Raw genomic sequence first — 15,785 nt, 5'->3', positions numbered from 1 at the left:
TCTCCGCATGGGGGCGCTGCGGGTGGGGTCGGTCCACAGGGCATCATGTCCACTCCAGCCCGATCAGGAGGAGTCGACCGATGACGGAAACCGGGAGCCTGGTGGAAGACGACAACCCATCCCTGGCGCGGAGCGGGAACCTGGACAGCTGGTTGGCGAACACCCGGACCTCCTACGACACGGTCGCCGAGAGCTATGCCGACTTCGTGCGCGAGGCCCTGGACAAGGAGGCCTATCTACGTGCGGCGCTGGCGTTGTTCGCCGACCTGGTCCACGCCGCAGGCGGCGGCCCGGTCGCGGACGTGGGCTGCGGACCGGGACAGATCACCGCCCACCTGCAAAAGCTGGGGGTCGACGCCTTCGGGATCGATCTGTCACCCGCGATGATCGACATTGCTCGGCGAGACCACCCTGACCTGCGGTTCGAGGTAGGCTCGATGACCGACCTCGACCTCGCTGACGCCTCGACCGCCGCCCTGCTCGCCTTCTGGTCGCTGATCCACGTCCCCGACGACGCGATCCCCACGGTTCTCGGCCACTTTCACCGGGTGTTGCGTCCGGGCGGACCGCTGCTGCTCGGCTTCCACGTCGGCGACGAGTCGGTGCTCAGGACTGAGGGCTATGGCGGCCACCCGATGAACGTCTACTTTCACCGCCGCCAGCCCGACCGGGTGGCAGCCTGGCTGCACGAGGCCGGGTTCACGGTCCAGGCCAAGTTGCTGATCGGACTCGACCAGGGCGTTCCGGGCGCGGTCCTCTTCGCGCACCGCCAGCCCTAGCTTCGCCGGCACGGAAAAAGTGGCTATCCGGGGCGGGGATAGCCACTTTTTCCGTGCGAGTCAAGATCTTGATGATGCGGGGTGAGGGTCAGGCGGCGGTGGACCAGATGGCGCTGAAGGCGGCGGCCTCGCCGGCGAGCCAGCTTTCGACCTGTTCGGCGCGGACGGAGGGGCTGCGGCGGTGGGTGACGCCCCGGCGGACGTCGACCAGCACCGGCTCGGCGTGCGGGAGCACCTGGTCCATGTGTCGGGCCATCAGGTGCAGGCTCGCCAGCACCAGTTCGTCGCTCGGCGGCGCCTCGTCGAAGTGCAACCGCACCGCCTCGGCGTGGCCATCCGCGAACCGCAGCCCGAGGTGTGGGTTGATCTTGACGGGTAGCCCGCCGAGCAGGCCGAGCGCGTCGTGGGTCTGGGCCAGTTCGACCGACCGTGGGTCGCCGAGAGAGTTGAGGTACGCCAGCGTGCCCGGGACCAGCGCCTGGTAGAGCGGGCGCCAGCGCGGCTTGACCAGGTCGGGGACCTGGTTGATGTGGGTGCCGCCGGTGTGGAACGCCAGGTCGGACTTGAGGGCCTTGACGAACTGGCCGTGGGGGTTGAAGCCGGAGCGGCTGGCCCGCTGCTTGCGTAGCCCACCGACGAAGTTCGCCTTCGCCGGGCCGGTGCGGTCGACGTAGCGGGAGAAGGCGAGCAGGGTCGCGTAGGGAAGAACGGGGGCGGCGGGCTGGGTGGCGGCGGCGGGCGCGGTGGTTGCGGTTGGTGCACTGGAGGCGGGCGCAGTCACGGCAGTCCTCCCAGGTCAGATGCCGGATTAGTACACCCATTCTAATTGATCGGAGCCGTTCCGCCCAGCCGAAAACGGCCGTACCGGACAGCGAATATTGCTGTCCGCTGTCCCGTCCGCGCGAACCTTGCGGCGCCGTCAGCTCAGCGCCCTGGCCCGTCCGCGCCCGGCCGAGAACCCTCGACAGCCGCCTGTCCGTCGAGAGTGCGCCTGACCGACCATAAGCCAGGAAATGGTGACAACTCGATTGCGCGATGCCGACGCGTCAGGAACCATCGCCGGGCAACACGAGGGAAGGCGATCATGACACGGGTATTCCTACAACCTGACGATTTGCGCGACTTGGTGATGGACCAGTTCGGCACAGACCGCAGACTCGCCGCCCTGGAGCGGCTGACCGGTGGCAGCAAAAAGGGCGTCTACCGGCTCAGGCTGGACGACCAGGCGACAGTGATTCTCTATGTTTGGGCGGCCGGCGAGAACTACTGGCCCCCGGCGCGGGCTGTCCCCGACGATCCATTCACCGACGCGTCGGGCGCCGAATTGTTCGCCGCCAACTACGCAGCCCTCACGGCCGCGGACGTGCGGACGCCACGGCTGCTGATGCTCGACCGCGACGGCCGCTACCACCCGGCCGACCTTGCACTGGTGGAGGATGTCGGTGGGGTGACGCTCGAGGCTCTCATGGCACAAGATCCAGCCGCAGCCGCGACGCCACTGTCCACGCTTGGTGACGCCCTGCGCCGCATGCACACCACACGCGGCTCCCAATACGGCAAACTCGCCGCCATTGCTCGCGGGGAGGCACTCCAGGCCCGCAGCACCGAGGACATCATCCAGGACCGAGCGCTCGGTCACCTCGACGCGGCGGCAGCCCGCGACGTCCGGCTCGCCGACGCCCGCGAACGAATCACCGACCATGTCCGGCACCTGCGCGGCGCTGTCACCGCCCGCGAGGAATACGGGCTGATACACGGCGAACTCGGACCCGACCACGTGCTCGTCACGCCCTCCGGTGAACCCGCCATGGTCGACATCGAGGGGCTGACGTTCTTCGACGTGGAGTGGGAGCACGCCTGGCTGCGTATGCGCTTCGGTGACGCGTACTCCGCGCTGCACCCAGTCGAACTCGACCCCAACCGGCTGGAGTTCTACCGATATGCCCAGGTCCTGTCTCTGATCGATGGCCCCCTTCGGATCGCCGACACCGACTTCCCGGACCGCCGGTGGATGCTGGACTTGGCCGAGTGGAACATCGCCAAGGCCCTGGCCGCGATCTGACGTATCAAGATCAGGATCTCGGCAAGGTAAGTCCGAACGAATCGCGCCCAAGCCGTGCGGACCTACCTTGCGAGTCGCTGGTCAGCGCCTTGATCCTCGCCCGCCTGATTGGGGTCGCGAGAGCGGGGATCTGGCCCAGGAGGTGTGATTGATCCCGGTGTCCACGTGCCGTCCACGCTGCCGCCGATGTACCCGGTGCCTGCACGCCGGCACCACCGTTCGCTCACAACCGGCTTGTACGTTCACCACCGTGACCATCGACGCCGCCTTGCCCCGACATCGACAGCAGCTCACCTGGATACCGCTTCCGATCGCGGTTCTCACCGCCGGCCTGCTGCTCAACGCCGGGGTGACCGTCTGGGACCTGCTGCATTTCAAAGCGCTGTTCAACTACGGCAGCAGCCAGAACGGGGCGATCGCCTACCTGCTGGAGGGAGCCTTCGCCTACCTACGGCTGAGCGTGACGACGTTGCTGGTGCCTATTCTGTGGATCGCGGCGCGGCGGGCACGCGTCGCCGGATCGCGGTCGCCCGGGGTCATCGGGCCGATCTGCGGGGTGCTCGCCGTCTGCGGCGGCGGCTGGGTGGTGGCCGCGCCGAACGACGGCAGCGATCCGAAACGCCTGGGCATCGTGCACGACGCCGGGGTACCGAACTGGATCAGCGTGGCTGACGTCGTGGCGCCGTACGCGGTCCTCATCGGTGCCGTGGGCGCGGTGCTGCTGACGCTGTCGGCGTTCATGACTTGGGCGAGGAGGCTGCCCCTTTCCAACACGAACGGCGGCCAAGACAACAACGCAGCAAGAATCACCGGAGGCCCGTCCCCGCGGAGACCGCAGGATAGGTCCGGTCACTGAGGAAGGTCCGTCGGGCTTGCTCAGGCGGCCCGCCGGTCGGTCAGAGCTGGCCGACCTCGGTCACCCGGACCACCGCCGCGCCGGCCTCGTCGGACGCGGCCAGGTCGACCTCCGCGCTGATACCCCAGTCGTGGTCGCCGTTCGGGTCGTCGAAGATCTGCCGGACCGTCCACTTGTCCCGCTGCTGGTCGAGCAGGAGCAACGCCGGACCGCGCGCGGCCGGACCGGTGCCGATCTCGTCGTACGCCTCGAAGTAGGGCTCCAGCGCGTCGGCCCAGTCGTCCCCGGTCCAACCCGCCTCGTTGTCCAACTCGCCCAGCTCGTCGTAGCGGCGCAGGGCGGCCAGTTCGACCCGGCGGAACATCGCGTTGCGCACCAGCACCCGGAACGCGCGCAGGTTGCCGGTGACGGCCGGCGGGCGCAGGTCGACCACCGCCTCCACGCCCTCCTCGGTCGGGTTGCGCAGCCGCTCCCACTCGTCGATCAGGCTGGAGTCGACCTGGCGGACCAGCTCACCCAGCCACTCGATGAGGTCGATCAGCTCCTCGGTCTTGGCGTCCTCGGGCACGGTCTGCTTGACCGCCTTGTACGCGTCGGCCAGGTAGCGCAGCACCAGTCCCTCGGAGCGGGACAGCCCGTAGAAGGCGACGTACTCGACGAAGGTCATCGCGCGCTCGTACATGTCCCGGACCACGGACTTCGGGGCCAGCTCGTAGTCCGCGACCCACGGGTGGCCCTGCCGGTACATCTCGTACGCGGCGTCGAGCAGCTCGGCCAGCGGCTTCGGATGGGTGACGTCGTTGAGCAGCTCCATCCGGGCCTCGTACTCGATCCCGTCGGCCTTCATCTGCTGGACCGCCTCGCCGCGCGCCTTGAACTGCTGCGCGGAGAGGATCTGGCGCGGGTCGTCCAGGGTCGCCTCGATGACCGACAGGGCGTCGAGCGGGTACGTCGGCGACTCGGTGTCCAGCAGCTCGATCGCGGCCAGCGCGAACGGCGAGAGCGGCTGGTTGAGCGCGAAGTCGAACTGGAGGTCGACGGTGAGGCGTACCCGGCGACCGGACGCGTCCGGCTCGTCGAGCTGCTCGACCACCCCACCGGCGAGCAGCGCCCGGTAGATCGCGATCGCCCGGTGGATGTGCTTGCGCTGGGCGGCCTTGTCCTCGTGGTTGTCGGTGAGCAGGTGCCGCATCGCGGCGAACGCGTCGCCCGGCCGGCTGATCACGTTGAGCAGCATCGAGTGGCTGACGTGGAAGCTGGAGGTGAGGGTCTCCGGCTCGGCGTCGATCAGCCGCTCGTACGTCGGCTGGCCCCACCCGATCGAGCCCTCCGGCGGCTTCTTCCGTACCACCTTGCGCCGCTTCTTCGGATCGTCGCCCGCCTTGGCGAGCGCCTTCTCGTTCTCGATCACGTGCTCGGGGGCCTGCACCACCACCCGGCCCATGGTGTCGAAACCGGCCCGTCCGGCCCGCCCGGCGATCTGGTGGAACTCGCGCGCCTTGAGCAGCCGGGTGCGTACGCCGTCGTACTTCGACAGGGCGGTGAACAGCACGGTCCGGATCGGCACGTTGATGCCGACGCCGAGGGTGTCCGTACCGCAGATGACCTTGAGGAGGCCGGCCTGGGCCAGGGTCTCCACCAGCCGGCGGTACTTCGGCAGCATGCCCGCGTGGTGTACGCCGATCCCGTGCCGGACCAGCCGGGACAGCGTACGGCCGAAGCCGGCGGTGAACCGGAAGTTGCCGATCGCCTCGGCGATGGCGTCCTTCTCGGCCCGGGTGGAGATGTTGATGCTCATCAGCGCCTGGGCCCGTTCCAGGGCCGCCGCCTGGGTGAAGTGCACGACGTAGACCGGCGCCTGGTGGGTGGTGAGCAGCTCTTCGAGCGTCTCGTGCATCGGCGTGGTGACGTACGAGAACAGCAGTGGCACCGGCCGCTCGGCGTTCTTGACCACGGCGGTGTCCCGCCCGGTACGCCGGCTCAGGTCGTCGGTGAACCGGCTGACATCGCCCAGCGTGGCCGACATCAGCACGAACTGCGCCTGGGGCAGCTCGATCAGCGGCACCTGCCAGGCCCAGCCCCGGTCCGGCTCGGCGTAGAAGTGGAACTCGTCCATGATCACCAAGCCGACGTCGGCCTGGTCGCCGTCGCGCAGGGCGATGTTGGCCAGGATCTCCGCGGTGCAGCAGATGATCGGGGCGTCCTCGTTCACGCTGGCGTCGCCGGTGAGCATGCCGACGTTCTCCGCGCCGAAAACGTCGCAGAGCGCGAAGAACTTCTCCGACACCAGCGCCTTGATCGGAGCGGTGTAGAAGCTGACCCGGTCGCCGGCGAGCGCGGCGAAGTGGGCACCGGTCGCCACCAGGCTCTTACCGGAGCCGGTCGGGGTGCTCAGGATGACGTTGGCGCCCGAGACGATCTCGATCAGCGCCTCTTCCTGGTGGGGGTAGAGGGTGAGCCCCTGATCCTTGGCCCAGTTGGCGAAGGCGTCGAAGAGCAGGTCTGGGTCGGGGCTGCCCGGCAGCTGATCGGTGAGCGTCATGGCCGGTCAATCGTGCCTGGATCACCCCGCCAACGCCAATCCGCCTCCTGTCCACCCTCTGGATGCTCAACGGCGGGATCGGCGGCGGGCTCAGCGGCGGTGGAAGATCAGGTCCGAGATGGGGCGGCCGGCGGCCAGGGCGCGCCGCTCGAACTTGGTCACCGGTCGGTGCTCCGGCCGGGGCGCGTACCCGGCGTACGCGTTGACCAGGGCGGGGTCGTCGGTGAGCGTCTGGCGCATCTGCTGGGCGTACTCGGGCCAGTCGGTGGCGCAGTGCAGGGTCCCGCCGGGCACCAGCCGGGAGCCCAGCAGCTCGACGTGGGCGGGCTGGATCAGCCGGCGCTTGTGATGCCGGGCCTTGGGCCACGGGTCGGGGAAGAAGACGTGGATCGCGTCCAGGCTCGCCTCGGGCAGGCAGTGCAGCAGCTCGATCGCGTCGCCCCGGGCGACCCGTACGTTGGTCAGCGCGCGGCGTTCGGTGACCGCCATCAGGTTGGCAATTCCCGGCGTGTGCACCTCGACCGCGAGATAGTCTCGGCCAGAGTCGGCGGCGGCCATCGCCACGGTGGCGTCGCCCATTCCGGAGCCGATCTCCAGCACCACCGGGGCCCGGCGACCGAAGAGGGTGGACAGATCCACCTGCACCTCGGGTGGGTCCGGGACCATCAGGCCGTAACTGGGCCAGAGCCGGTCCAGTGCGTCGAGGTGCCGCCCGCTGAGGCGACCCCGGCGGGGATGGAAGGTGCGGATCCCGGCGCCATGCCGTGCGGGCACGGTATCGCTCCGGGAGTGGTCGGTGGAGGTCACAGGAACGTGAGCCTACGCGATCAGCGAGATCGAACGCGTGTGCTCGTGGTCACCGAATGAGAGAATTTCTTCCGTACGGCAGGCCAGGTGTCGCCCGCCCGGTGCTGCCCGACGGTGCCGGGAGGTGTCATGGCGACTCCACATCGACGCGCTGGCGCGCTGCTCGCCGCCACCCTCGCGCTCGCAGGCGTCCTGCTCGTCCCGTCCCCGGCGCAGGCCGGTGACATCTACGTCCAGCTCAGCCCGAGCACCGTCGAGGCCGGCTACCTGGTCGGCATCCGGGCCAGTTGCAGCGAGAACACCGTGCCGGCCACGGTCGAGTCGGCGGCCTTTGGCACCGTCACCGCCCAGCCGCAGGACGGCCTGCTGACCGCGGCGGCGCTGGTGCCGGAGGGCACCGACGCGGGCACGTTCCGGGTCAAGCTCAACTGCCCGGACGGCCGCAACGCCTCGACCATGCTGAACGTGGTGGCGGCGGACCGGCCCAAGCGCGGTCCGGCGACCGGTTTCGGCGGCTCGGCCGGCCCGGACGCCGGTGACCTGCTGCTCGTCGGCGGGATCACGGTCACCCTGCTCGGTGCCGTACTCGGCCTGGTCGCGCTGCGCCGCCGTGGCGCAACGGTGCCGGCCCGCGGCCGGCACGCTCCCTGACCGGTACGCCGATGCCCCGCCAGTCCTCAGCCGGCCCGCCGGCCAACGCGCCCCGACCGGGAAACCCGTCCCGGTCGTCGGTGCAGTGGTCGCTGCTGACAACGGATCACACCCGCTCGAAGCTCGGGCGCCCCCGTGCGACCGTCGGCCCGTCCCGACCGCCGCAGGAGCAGGAGCCCCCCGCCCCGAACCGGACGAACTTCTGGGGTGGGTCGGCGCGCGGCAGGTACCAGCCGGCCCCCCGCCCCCGCGCCGGTCGCTCGGAGCGCCCCGGTCGCCGCCGCTGGATCGGCCCGCTCGCGGTGGTGCTCGTGCTGCTCGGGGTCTTCGCCACCGGAGCCGGGCTCGGGCAGTCCGGCGGCAGCCTCTGGGCCACGCTGATGAGCCGCTCGGACAAGCCACCGCCGCTGGACTTCCCGGTGCTGGAGCCGAGCCCGCCGATCAAGCTGGAGATCGACTCGATCGACGTACGGGCACCGGTGCACCGGGTCGGGCTCGCCGACGACGGTTCGATCGCCGTACCGGCGCTGGAGAAGCACAACGAGACCGGCTGGTACGAGCGCGGCCCCACACCGGGACAGTTCGGCCCGGCCATCATCGTCGGTCACGCGGACACCAAGCAGGGCCCGTCGGTCTTCCACGACCTGGTCAAACTCCGCCCGGGAGCGAAGATCAAGGTGACCCGGGAGGACCGGTCGGTGGCCATCTTCGAGGTCAACTCGGTCGAGCACTTCGACAAGGCCAAGCTTCCGGAGGAGCGGCTCTACGGCTCGTACGAGCGGCCGGTGTTGCGCCTGATCACCTGCGGCGGCGAGTGGGTCGGCGGTGGGATCGGCTACGCGGACAACATCGTCGCCTTCGCCTCCCTGGTCGACTCCCGCGACCCCTGACCCCGCGACCCCTGACCCCGCGACCCCTGACCCCGCGACCGCCGTTCACCCGACCGGTGGATCCGGACGGTGATGCGAACCGGATTCGCCTGGTGGGTGAGGAGGATCAGGGGCGGGATCATCCGCTGAGAGACGGGGCAGACATGTGGAAGCTGGCCACCCTGGTAGGCGCCACGGGATCCGTCCTGGTGCTGGCGCTGGGCGCCAGCACCTCGCCGCCGGCCCGCTCGCTCGGCGAGTTGACCGGTGGTAGCGCGGTGCCCGGTACGGCTCCGGACGACGTCACCGCGAGCGTGCCGACCCGGACGACCGACCCGGAGCGGCCGCATCCCCCTCAGCTGCCGGCGGATTTTCGGGGAGCCGGCCGATACCTCGTACCCGACCTCGGTATCGACGTTCCCTTCACCTGGCAGGGCAAGGGCGGCGACAGTCAGATGATCGCCGGTGGACCGGAGCACCCGATCTGGTTCACCAACCTGATCTACCGGAACACGCTCTACACGCTCACGTACAAGTGGCCGAACATTCCACTGGACCCACCCCGCCCGTGCGACAAGATTCCGGGGATCTTCAACCGCGAGATTCTCAACGCGACACTGCGGACCGCCCGCTTCGTGGGACCGGAGGTCCTGCAGGGAGCCAAGGACCGGTACGTCGATCATTGGCGGGTCGGTGTCGTCGGGGGTTCGACCAAGCCGGGGGAGTTCTTCCGGTTTCCGATTGCGCTCGGTGACGTCTACGTCGACCAGGGGAATCCGAGCCAATGGTGGCAGGTGCTGCAGTTCGGCTTCCAGAACCTCTTCGACCCGCAGTTGGACGAGTGGTTCACGATGACGACGTTCAGCCACCTGCCGGGCCAGGTGACGCTGCCGGCAAGATGTCCGCCGCCGACGCCGCCGGATAACACCTGGCAGGACGGACAGCCACTGCCGGCACCCTGAGGTCCCTCTCGGCGAACTTCGGGCGAACGCATAACGCGTCGAGCTCGTACATCGTCTTTGATGTATTTACGCCAAAGACGATGTACGACCGGCGGCGTTGGTTTCGCTGGCGGCAGGCGCACCCGGGGCAACCTACGCGGCCGGCGGTCCGGCGAGCTGTACGACCTCGAACTCCAGCAGGTTGGCGCCGGTGGAGACCGGCTTGGGGCGCTCCCCGGCGGGGGTGCCGCCCTGGCCGTGCGCTGCCTGGGACGGGCCGGCGGCCCACGCCTGGTACGCCTCTTCGCTCTCCCACTTCGTGTAGACGAAGTAGCGGGTCTCCCCGCCGACCGGGCGGAGCAGCTCGAAGCCGAGGAAACCGGGCTGGTTGTCCACCGCGCCCTTGCGGGCGGCGAAGCGCCGCTCCAGTTCCTCGCCCGCACCCGGAGGGACCTCGATAGCGTTGATCTTCACGACTGCCATGGCACCAGCCTAGGGGCTGCGCAGCCGGCCGTCTCCCGCCAGGCTGCTCGACCGGCCGCGTGTCACTCCCGGCGAACTGACCGACCGGGTGCCGGTCGGAGCACGGCGAGCTGCCCGACCGGGCGTCGGTCAGAGCACGGCGAGCTGCGCGACCGGGCGTCGGTCAGAGCACGGCGAGCTGCCCGACCGGGCGTCGGTCACGGGACGGCGACCGGAGGCCCGGAACCGACCGACGGCTCGGTGTCGACCACGATCGGGGCGTGGTCGGAGGGGCCGGTGCCCTTGCGGGCCTCCCGATCCACGTACGCCGAGGAGACGGCGTCGGCGAACGTCTCGGTCGCGTACACCAGGTCGATCCGCATGCCCTTGTTCTGGTGGAACATCCCGGCCCGGTAGTCCCAGTACGTGTACGGGTGCGGCCCCTTCATCGGGGTCGGGACCACGTCATGCAGCCCGAGTTCGCGTAGGTCGGCGAGGGCCTGCCGTTCGGCCGGGGTGACGTGGGTCGACCCGACGAAGAGCGCCGGGTCCCACACGTCGGCGTCGGTCGGGGCGACGTTGTAGTCCCCGCACACGGTCAGCGGCCGGTCCGGGCGCAGCTCGGTGGCCAGTGCCTCGCGCAGCGCGGCCAGCCAGGCCAGCTTGTACGTGTAGTGCGGCGAGTCCGGGGTGCGCCCGTTCGGTACGTAGATCGACCAGACCCGTACGCCACCGCAGGTGGCCGCGAGGGCGCGGGCCTCCGGTTCGGGGAAGCCGGGCTCGCCGGGGAAGCCCACCACCACGTCGTCGAGTCCGACGCGGGAGAGGATCGCCACCCCGTTCCACCGGCCGTCACTGTGGCTCGCGGTCGAGTAGCCGAGTTCGCCGACCTCGGCGACCGGGAAGGCGCCGTCCGGGCATTTTGTCTCCTGAAGGCAGACGACGTCCGGCTCGGTGTCGGCCAGCCAGGTCAGCAACCGGGGGAGCCGGGCCTTGACCGAGTTGACGTTCCAGGTAGCCAGGCGCATGTGCACAGCCTGCCGTACGCCGGGCCCGGTTGCAGACCTTGCCGCGCCGCTGCCGGCACCCGAGCCGCGCGCCGCGCCGTCGCCGGCAGCGGAACTGCTTCCGGTCGGGGGCGAGGTTCGCCACCGGCCGGAGTCGACGGTCCGCTCGGCGCCGATCGGCCCGGCAGGGGCCGACCGGCGTCGGGTTCGTCAGGTGCCGGGGGTGTCGCCCGGACGGGGACCCTGCTGTTCGGCGAGGAACCGTTCCAGCTCCGCGCCGAGTTCGTCGGCGGTCGGCAGGGGTCCGGTCTGTGCGGAGAGCAGGTTGGCGCCGCCGCGACCACGGGTGAACGCGTCGTACTGCTCCTCAAGGGCGTGCACCAGTGCGCCGGCCTCGTCGGTCTGGGCCACCTGCCGGTCGATGTCGGTCCGGACCAACTCGGCGGCGGTACGGAGACTCTCGGTGGGCAGGAGCAGCCCGGTCGACCGGGAGATCGAACTGAGCAGCAGCTCGGCGGCGGCCGGGTACTCGGTCTGTGCCACGTAGTGCGGCACGTGCACCGCGAAGCCGATCGCGTCGCGACCCTGCTGGCCGAGCCGGTATTCGAGCAGGTGCCCGGCGCTGCCCGGCACCTGGACCCGCTGCAACCACGGCTCGTGCCCGCTGATCAGCTCCGGCCGGGTGGCGTGCGCGGTGACTCCGGTCGGCCGGGTGTGCGGGACCGCCATCGGGATCGAGTTCAGCCCGACGGTCAGGCGTACGCCGAGCCGGTTGGCCACCGCGATCACGGCGGCGGTGAACCGTTCCCACTGCATGTCCGGTTCCGGGCCGGTGAGCAGGAGCAGTGGCGTCCCGGCGTCGTCGTGCAGCAGGTGGAGTTCGAGCTTGGGATCCTCGTACGACTCCCAGTGGTCCTCGACGAAGATCATCGTGGGTCGCCGGGAGCGGTAGTCGAGCAGCTGGTCGATGTCGAAGGTGGCGATCGGCCGACCTTCCAGCGTCGACAGGAGCTGTTCCCGGGCGAGCCGGGTCGCGTTTCCGGCGTCGGTGAAGCCGGTCAGCGCCTGGATCAACACCGGCTGACCCAGCTCGGGCAGGTCATCGGTGAGCTGGTAGAGCTCGTGCGGATCGAGCACCGGTAAGGACCTCCTCAACGGGATGCGCCTACGACAGACGACACCTCGGTGTACGCAACGCTTCCGCCATCTTGGTCCATTCCGTTCGGCGACTCCGTCACCCCCCTTGAGCATGACTCGCGAGCGAGCGTCTGGGCAGGGGTCGTGGCGTCGGGTTGTCGCCGCCCGGCTGGAAAAACGGGCCGTACGCTCCCCGGTCTACACCGGGAACAGGGCCTCCTGCCAGCGCGGTTGTCCGAACGGCCGATACCGGGAACGCCTGTCGTTCCGGTGAATGTCCACCGAACGGTCGAGGGCGGCGGGCGGGTCTGCGGCGCGGGGTGGTTCGAAGGTAAATGCCGGGATGATCCGGCGGTCGCGCTATCGGAGGTATGACCGCCTCGCCGGAGATGGCGGTTCGGCTCCTGCCCCGTCACCCGCTGCCCGGTTGCCCGACCGGTAAGTGTGGCGAGAGCCACTCGATCACCCTGTGTAGTTGGGGTTTTCCGTGCCTAGCCTCGTCGGATGCGTGACGACGACAGACTTGAACCCAAGGAAGACGCCGTAGGCACCACTGACCGTTCGGCCGATGCGGCCTCCGACGAGCCGGCCACCAGCTCGTCCGGCCGGGAGGGCAACATCCGCGGCCGGCTCGACCGACTGACGACCGGAGTCCGGAGCGTCACCGCGACCGGGACCGAGGGACTGGCGACGGCAGTCGCGGGACTCCGGCGGGAGTCACTGAACGTGATCACCAAAGCCTCGCAACTGCGGGCATCGGACCTGCGGGCCCTGGTCCGGCGAGGGCGCTCGCTCAAGCAGATCCGCCCCGTGCCCCGTACGGTGGCCGTCGGTCTGCTCTGCGCCCTCGGCCTGCTCGCCTTCACCCAGGGCCGGATCGTGACCGGGAACACACCCGCCGAGAGCGAGCCGAGCGCCGCGCGGTCCGCACTGGTCCAGCGGGCACAGGCGGAACAGGCCGCGTCCCGGTCGGAGAAGCGTACGGCGGCCGCCCCGGCGGCGACGGCCGACCCGGACGTACCGGCGGCGCAACCGACACCGGCACCGGCCGCCCCCGCGCCCGCCCCGCCGGTCGACCCGGGCCCGGTCGCCGGCCTGACCGGGGTGCAGATGGACAACGCCAAGGCCATCGTGCGGACCGGGCATGACATGGGCATGCCCCGGCGCGCTCTGGTGATCGGGGTGGCGACCGCGATGCAGGAGAGCAACCTGCTCAACCTGGCCAACAACGCCCTGCCCGAGTCGCTGAACCACTCACACCAGGGCACCGGCTGGGACCACGACTCGGTCGGCCTGTTCCAGCAGCGGACCAGCAGCGGTTGGGGACCGGTCGACAAGCTGATGGACCCGGCGTACGCGACGGCGCAGTTCTTCAACGCGCTCCGGCGGATCCCCGGCTGGCAGCAGATGGCGTTGACCGACGCGGCGCAGGCCGTACAGGTGTCGGCGTTCCCGGGCTACTACGCCCAGCACGAGGGTGCGGCGACCGAGGTGGTCGACGCGATCATCCCGCCGAACCGGTGACCACGATCCGGTCCAGGTCGGCGGTCCGGCTGCGCCGGTTGCCGAGTTCGACCGAGTTGTCACCGGCCCGCAGGGACAGCGTGATCGACACCTCGCCGATCGGGGCACTGTCCGAACCGGTGTCCGCGAACGACACCTCGCGCTGCTGGCCGTTCACGGTGACCGTGCCGGACCGTCGCTGGCTGCTGACGTAGTACAGGGTGAGGGTGTAGCGGCCGGCGGCGGGCACCGTGAGCCGGGAGAACCGGACCGTGTTGCCGGACCCGTCGCCGATGCCGGTGACCACCGCGCCGCCGGACGCGCCGCTGCGTGACCGGGTGTCGGTCCGGCCCCGGCGTTCCGCCGACGAGCCCTCGGCCTCGACCGACACGGTGAACACCGCCGGTGGCGGTGGCGGCGCCAACTGGTCCGGCTTGTTCGGCGCAGGCGGGGGCGGTGCCGCCGGGGGTGGTACCGCCGGGGGTGGTACCGCCGCACCACCGAGGGGCGCCGGCGGGACCGCGGGGGTGCCGGTCGGTGCGACGATCGCCGTACGGGTCGCGCTCCGGCTCGCCGCGGGCGTACGGCTGCCACCGCTGGGCGAACCGGGAACCGGGGTGGTGGCCAGGGGACTCTCCGGGTCGGCCCCTCGGGTCAGGGCGAGTGGGGGCGGCTGCACCTGCCGGTCCGGTCCGGACTCGTCAGCACCACGGGAGAGCAGGACGGGTACGCCGACCGCCGCCGCCACCGTGGCGACCGCGACGAGCGCGGTGACCCGCCAACGCCCGCCCCGGGCCGTACCGCGTCGGGCACCCCGCCTCCGGCCGGGGTCCCCGGTCGCCGGGGCCGGATCCGAGGGGTCGGGACCCGTCACGGTCACCACCGGGAGCAGTGCCGTCGCCGCGGCGTCCTCCGGCCGCACCGGTCGCCGACCGCTGGGTGGAAGCCACCCACCGATCCGTAGTGGTACCGGACGCTCGTCGCCTGTCCCGGCCAAGTTGTCCTCCGTACGTCCCGGACCGTCCAACGCCCGACGACGCTACCCCAGCCGGACCGCCCGTACGGTGGCCCCTCCGATCGATGCCCGTACGAGGCGCCCGGCGCCCACTTTGGACGGGTTGTCGGGCTGATCCGGTGTGGCGCTCGACCGGGGTGGGTACAACTGAGGGACAACGAGAGGGGTACGAGATGTCATCACTGGTACAACGAGTCAAGATCTTTCTCCAGTCTCCCCGAGGTCGGCAGTTGGTCGACCGGGGCCGGCGGGAGATGGCCAAGCCGAGCAACCAGCAGCGGTTGCGCCAGCTCATGGCCCGGTTCAACGGTCGTCGCCGCTGACCGGGCAGGCCGCGTTCCGTACCCCCTTCCCGTCTGATGTCCGTGCAGCGAACCCCGGAGTGTTCCGTGACCGACTCTGACCCCACCGTCGCCCCGGCCACCCGCATCGACCCGTCCCCGGATCTTCCCGGTGGCGACCCGGCGGACGCCGGGGAACCGACCGCCGCCCCACCGGCCGGGCTGTGGGAACGGATGCGCGACGACCCGCAGTACGCCCCGGAGCACCTCGCCCTGGAGGCGGTACGCCGGCTCGGCCCGGAGGCGAAGGCCTGGGTCGAGTCCACCCGTGCCGCCCAACCCGGACTCGACCGGGACGGGTTGGCGCAGCTCGCGACGAAACGGTTCGTAGCCCGCGCCCGCCTCTCCGGCGCGGTCTCCGGAGCCGCCGGGCTGCCCGGAGCGGTGCTCGACATCGGGGTCCTGGCCTGGACCCAGGCCCGGATGGTCCTGCACATCGCCGCCGCGTACGGCGTGGACCCGGAGCACCCGGACCGGGCCACCGACCTGTTGGTGCTGCAGAAGGTGCACAAGGCCGCCGAGACCGCGCGGCTGGCGCTGGGCGTGGCGGCCGGTCGGGAACGTGCCGGGGCGCTGTTCGGCAGTGGCAACACCCCACTGCGCCAGGCGGTGCTACGGCTGACCGTACGGCTGGCCAGGATGGCCGGGATCCGGGCGGCGAAGCGGGTCTTCGCCAAGGTGATACCGGGCGCGGCGATCATCCTCGGCACCTGGGCCAACTCGTCGGCCACCACCGACCTGGCCAAGCGGACGGTCGACCTCTACGGCCGGCGCGCGATCAGCGCACCGGCCCAGCGCGGGTCCTGACCGGGC

General features: G+C 70.6%; 16 protein-coding genes. 9 read left to right on the top strand and 7 right to left on the bottom strand.

Annotated features, from left to right (window positions below; translation table 11 throughout):
* The first annotated feature begins 80 nt into the window (after positions 1 to 80).
* Positions 81 to 779, top strand: a complete 699-nt coding sequence (locus OIE47_RS01540) for a class I SAM-dependent DNA methyltransferase (RefSeq protein ID WP_326559661.1) — start codon at positions 81 to 83, stop codon at positions 777 to 779.
* Positions 780 to 867: 88 nt separating this feature from the next.
* Here OIE47_RS01540 and OIE47_RS01535 read toward each other — a convergent pair whose 3' ends face one another.
* Entirely contained in the window at positions 868 to 1,560 is a 693-nt protein-coding gene (locus OIE47_RS01535; RefSeq protein WP_326559660.1) for a hypothetical protein, read from the bottom strand.
* 303 nt (positions 1,561 to 1,863) lie between these two features.
* On the opposite strand from OIE47_RS01535, the gene OIE47_RS01530 reads away from it, so the two are divergent.
* Entirely contained in the window at positions 1,864 to 2,841 is a 978-nt protein-coding gene (locus OIE47_RS01530; protein WP_326559659.1) for a phosphotransferase family protein, read from the top strand.
* Between the two features lie 250 nt (positions 2,842 to 3,091).
* The gene (locus OIE47_RS01525; protein ID WP_326559658.1) at positions 3,092 to 3,697 is read left to right on the top strand and encodes a hypothetical protein; all 606 of its coding nucleotides are present in this window, start codon (positions 3,092 to 3,094) and stop codon (positions 3,695 to 3,697) included.
* Positions 3,698 to 3,737: 40 nt separating this feature from the next.
* Here the strand turns inward: OIE47_RS01525 and OIE47_RS01520 are convergent, their stop codons facing one another.
* Both OIE47_RS01520 and trmB read right to left on the bottom strand, forming a co-directional pair.
* Positions 3,738 to 6,239: a DEAD/DEAH box helicase gene (locus tag OIE47_RS01520; protein ID WP_326559657.1), complete on the bottom strand. Its 2,502-nt coding sequence runs from the start codon at positions 6,237 to 6,239 to the stop codon at positions 3,738 to 3,740.
* 90 nt (positions 6,240 to 6,329) lie between these two features.
* A complete protein-coding gene (gene trmB, locus OIE47_RS01515) occupies positions 6,330 to 7,046 on the bottom strand; it encodes a tRNA (guanosine(46)-N7)-methyltransferase TrmB (protein ID WP_326559656.1) in 717 nt (238 codons plus the stop codon).
* 129 nt (positions 7,047 to 7,175) lie between these two features.
* Here trmB and OIE47_RS01510 point away from each other — a divergent pair, with 129 nt between their 5' ends.
* The 3 genes from OIE47_RS01510 to OIE47_RS01500 all read left to right on the top strand — a co-directional run bounded on the left by OIE47_RS01510 (position 7,176) and on the right by OIE47_RS01500 (position 9,528).
* A complete protein-coding gene (locus OIE47_RS01510) occupies positions 7,176 to 7,697 on the top strand; it encodes a hypothetical protein (protein ID WP_326559655.1) in 522 nt (173 codons plus the stop codon).
* An 11-nt stretch (positions 7,698 to 7,708) separates the two neighbouring features.
* Positions 7,709 to 8,587 carry a class F sortase gene (locus OIE47_RS01505; RefSeq protein WP_326559654.1) on the top strand — a complete coding sequence of 293 codons (879 nt, stop codon included), beginning with the start codon at positions 7,709 to 7,711 and terminating at the stop codon, positions 8,585 to 8,587.
* 143 nt (positions 8,588 to 8,730) lie between these two features.
* Positions 8,731 to 9,528, top strand: a complete 798-nt coding sequence (locus OIE47_RS01500; protein WP_326559653.1) for a hypothetical protein — start codon at positions 8,731 to 8,733, stop codon at positions 9,526 to 9,528.
* A 132-nt stretch (positions 9,529 to 9,660) separates the two neighbouring features.
* On the opposite strand, the gene OIE47_RS01495 is transcribed toward OIE47_RS01500, so the two are convergent.
* The 3 genes from OIE47_RS01495 to OIE47_RS01485 form a co-directional block, all read right to left on the bottom strand.
* Positions 9,661 to 9,990, bottom strand: a complete 330-nt coding sequence (locus OIE47_RS01495; RefSeq protein ID WP_326559652.1) for an antibiotic biosynthesis monooxygenase family protein — start codon at positions 9,988 to 9,990, stop codon at positions 9,661 to 9,663.
* 197 nt (positions 9,991 to 10,187) lie between these two features.
* Positions 10,188 to 10,997: an exodeoxyribonuclease III gene (locus tag OIE47_RS01490; protein WP_326559651.1), complete on the bottom strand. Its 810-nt coding sequence runs from the start codon at positions 10,995 to 10,997 to the stop codon at positions 10,188 to 10,190.
* Between the two features lie 189 nt (positions 10,998 to 11,186).
* Positions 11,187 to 12,113: a proteasome assembly chaperone family protein gene (locus tag OIE47_RS01485; RefSeq protein WP_326559650.1), complete on the bottom strand. Its 927-nt coding sequence runs from the start codon at positions 12,111 to 12,113 to the stop codon at positions 11,187 to 11,189.
* Positions 12,114 to 12,617: 504 nt separating this feature from the next.
* On the opposite strand from OIE47_RS01485, the gene OIE47_RS01480 reads away from it, so the two are divergent.
* Positions 12,618 to 13,637, top strand: coding sequence for a peptidase M23 (locus OIE47_RS01480; RefSeq protein ID WP_326559649.1), 1,020 nt, complete (start codon positions 12,618 to 12,620; stop codon positions 13,635 to 13,637).
* Here OIE47_RS01480 and OIE47_RS01475 read toward each other — a convergent pair.
* Positions 13,618 to 14,538: a hypothetical protein gene (locus OIE47_RS01475; protein ID WP_326559648.1), complete on the bottom strand. Its 921-nt coding sequence runs from the start codon at positions 14,536 to 14,538 to the stop codon at positions 13,618 to 13,620. The genes OIE47_RS01480 and OIE47_RS01475 overlap by 20 nt on opposite strands.
* 266 nt (positions 14,539 to 14,804) lie before the next feature.
* Between OIE47_RS01475 and OIE47_RS01470 the strand changes: the two genes are divergently transcribed.
* Positions 14,805 to 14,954, top strand: a complete 150-nt coding sequence (locus OIE47_RS01470) for a hypothetical protein (protein WP_326559647.1) — start codon at positions 14,805 to 14,807, stop codon at positions 14,952 to 14,954.
* 105 nt (positions 14,955 to 15,059) lie between these two features.
* The gene (locus tag OIE47_RS01465; protein ID WP_326562967.1) at positions 15,060 to 15,779 is read left to right on the top strand and encodes an EcsC family protein; all 720 of its coding nucleotides are present in this window, start codon (positions 15,060 to 15,062) and stop codon (positions 15,777 to 15,779) included.
* The last annotated feature ends 6 nt before the right edge of the window (positions 15,780 to 15,785 follow it).

Source organism: Micromonospora sp. NBC_01796 (assembly GCF_035917455.1).
In the GTDB taxonomy this organism is placed as follows: Bacteria; Actinomycetota; Actinomycetes; order Mycobacteriales; family Micromonosporaceae; genus Micromonospora_G.
The sequence above is the reverse complement of the archived record's forward strand: the minus strand, read 5'-3'. Positions and strand labels throughout refer to the sequence as shown.

What these genes read in the sequence shown, in the direction of transcription:
- OIE47_RS01540 (WP_326559661.1), top strand. Translation starts at nt 81, where the DNA reads ATGACGGAAACCGGGAGCCTGGTGGAAGACGACAACCCATCCCTGGCG.
- OIE47_RS01530 (WP_326559659.1), top strand. Translation starts at nt 1,864, where the DNA reads ATGACACGGGTATTCCTACAACCTGACGATTTGCGCGACTTGGTGATG.
- OIE47_RS01520 (WP_326559657.1), bottom strand. Translation starts at nt 6,239, where the DNA reads ATGACGCTCACCGATCAGCTGCCGGGCAGCCCCGACCCAGACCTGCTC.
- OIE47_RS01510 (WP_326559655.1), top strand. Translation starts at nt 7,176, where the DNA reads ATGGCGACTCCACATCGACGCGCTGGCGCGCTGCTCGCCGCCACCCTC.
- OIE47_RS01505 (WP_326559654.1), top strand. Translation starts at nt 7,709, where the DNA reads ATGCCCCGCCAGTCCTCAGCCGGCCCGCCGGCCAACGCGCCCCGACCG.
- OIE47_RS01500 (WP_326559653.1), top strand. Translation starts at nt 8,731, where the DNA reads ATGTGGAAGCTGGCCACCCTGGTAGGCGCCACGGGATCCGTCCTGGTG.
- OIE47_RS01495 (WP_326559652.1), bottom strand. Translation starts at nt 9,990, where the DNA reads ATGGCAGTCGTGAAGATCAACGCTATCGAGGTCCCTCCGGGTGCGGGC.
- OIE47_RS01490 (WP_326559651.1), bottom strand. Translation starts at nt 10,997, where the DNA reads ATGCGCCTGGCTACCTGGAACGTCAACTCGGTCAAGGCCCGGCTCCCC.
- OIE47_RS01480 (WP_326559649.1), top strand. Translation starts at nt 12,618, where the DNA reads ATGCGTGACGACGACAGACTTGAACCCAAGGAAGACGCCGTAGGCACC.
- OIE47_RS01470 (WP_326559647.1), top strand. Translation starts at nt 14,805, where the DNA reads ATGTCATCACTGGTACAACGAGTCAAGATCTTTCTCCAGTCTCCCCGA.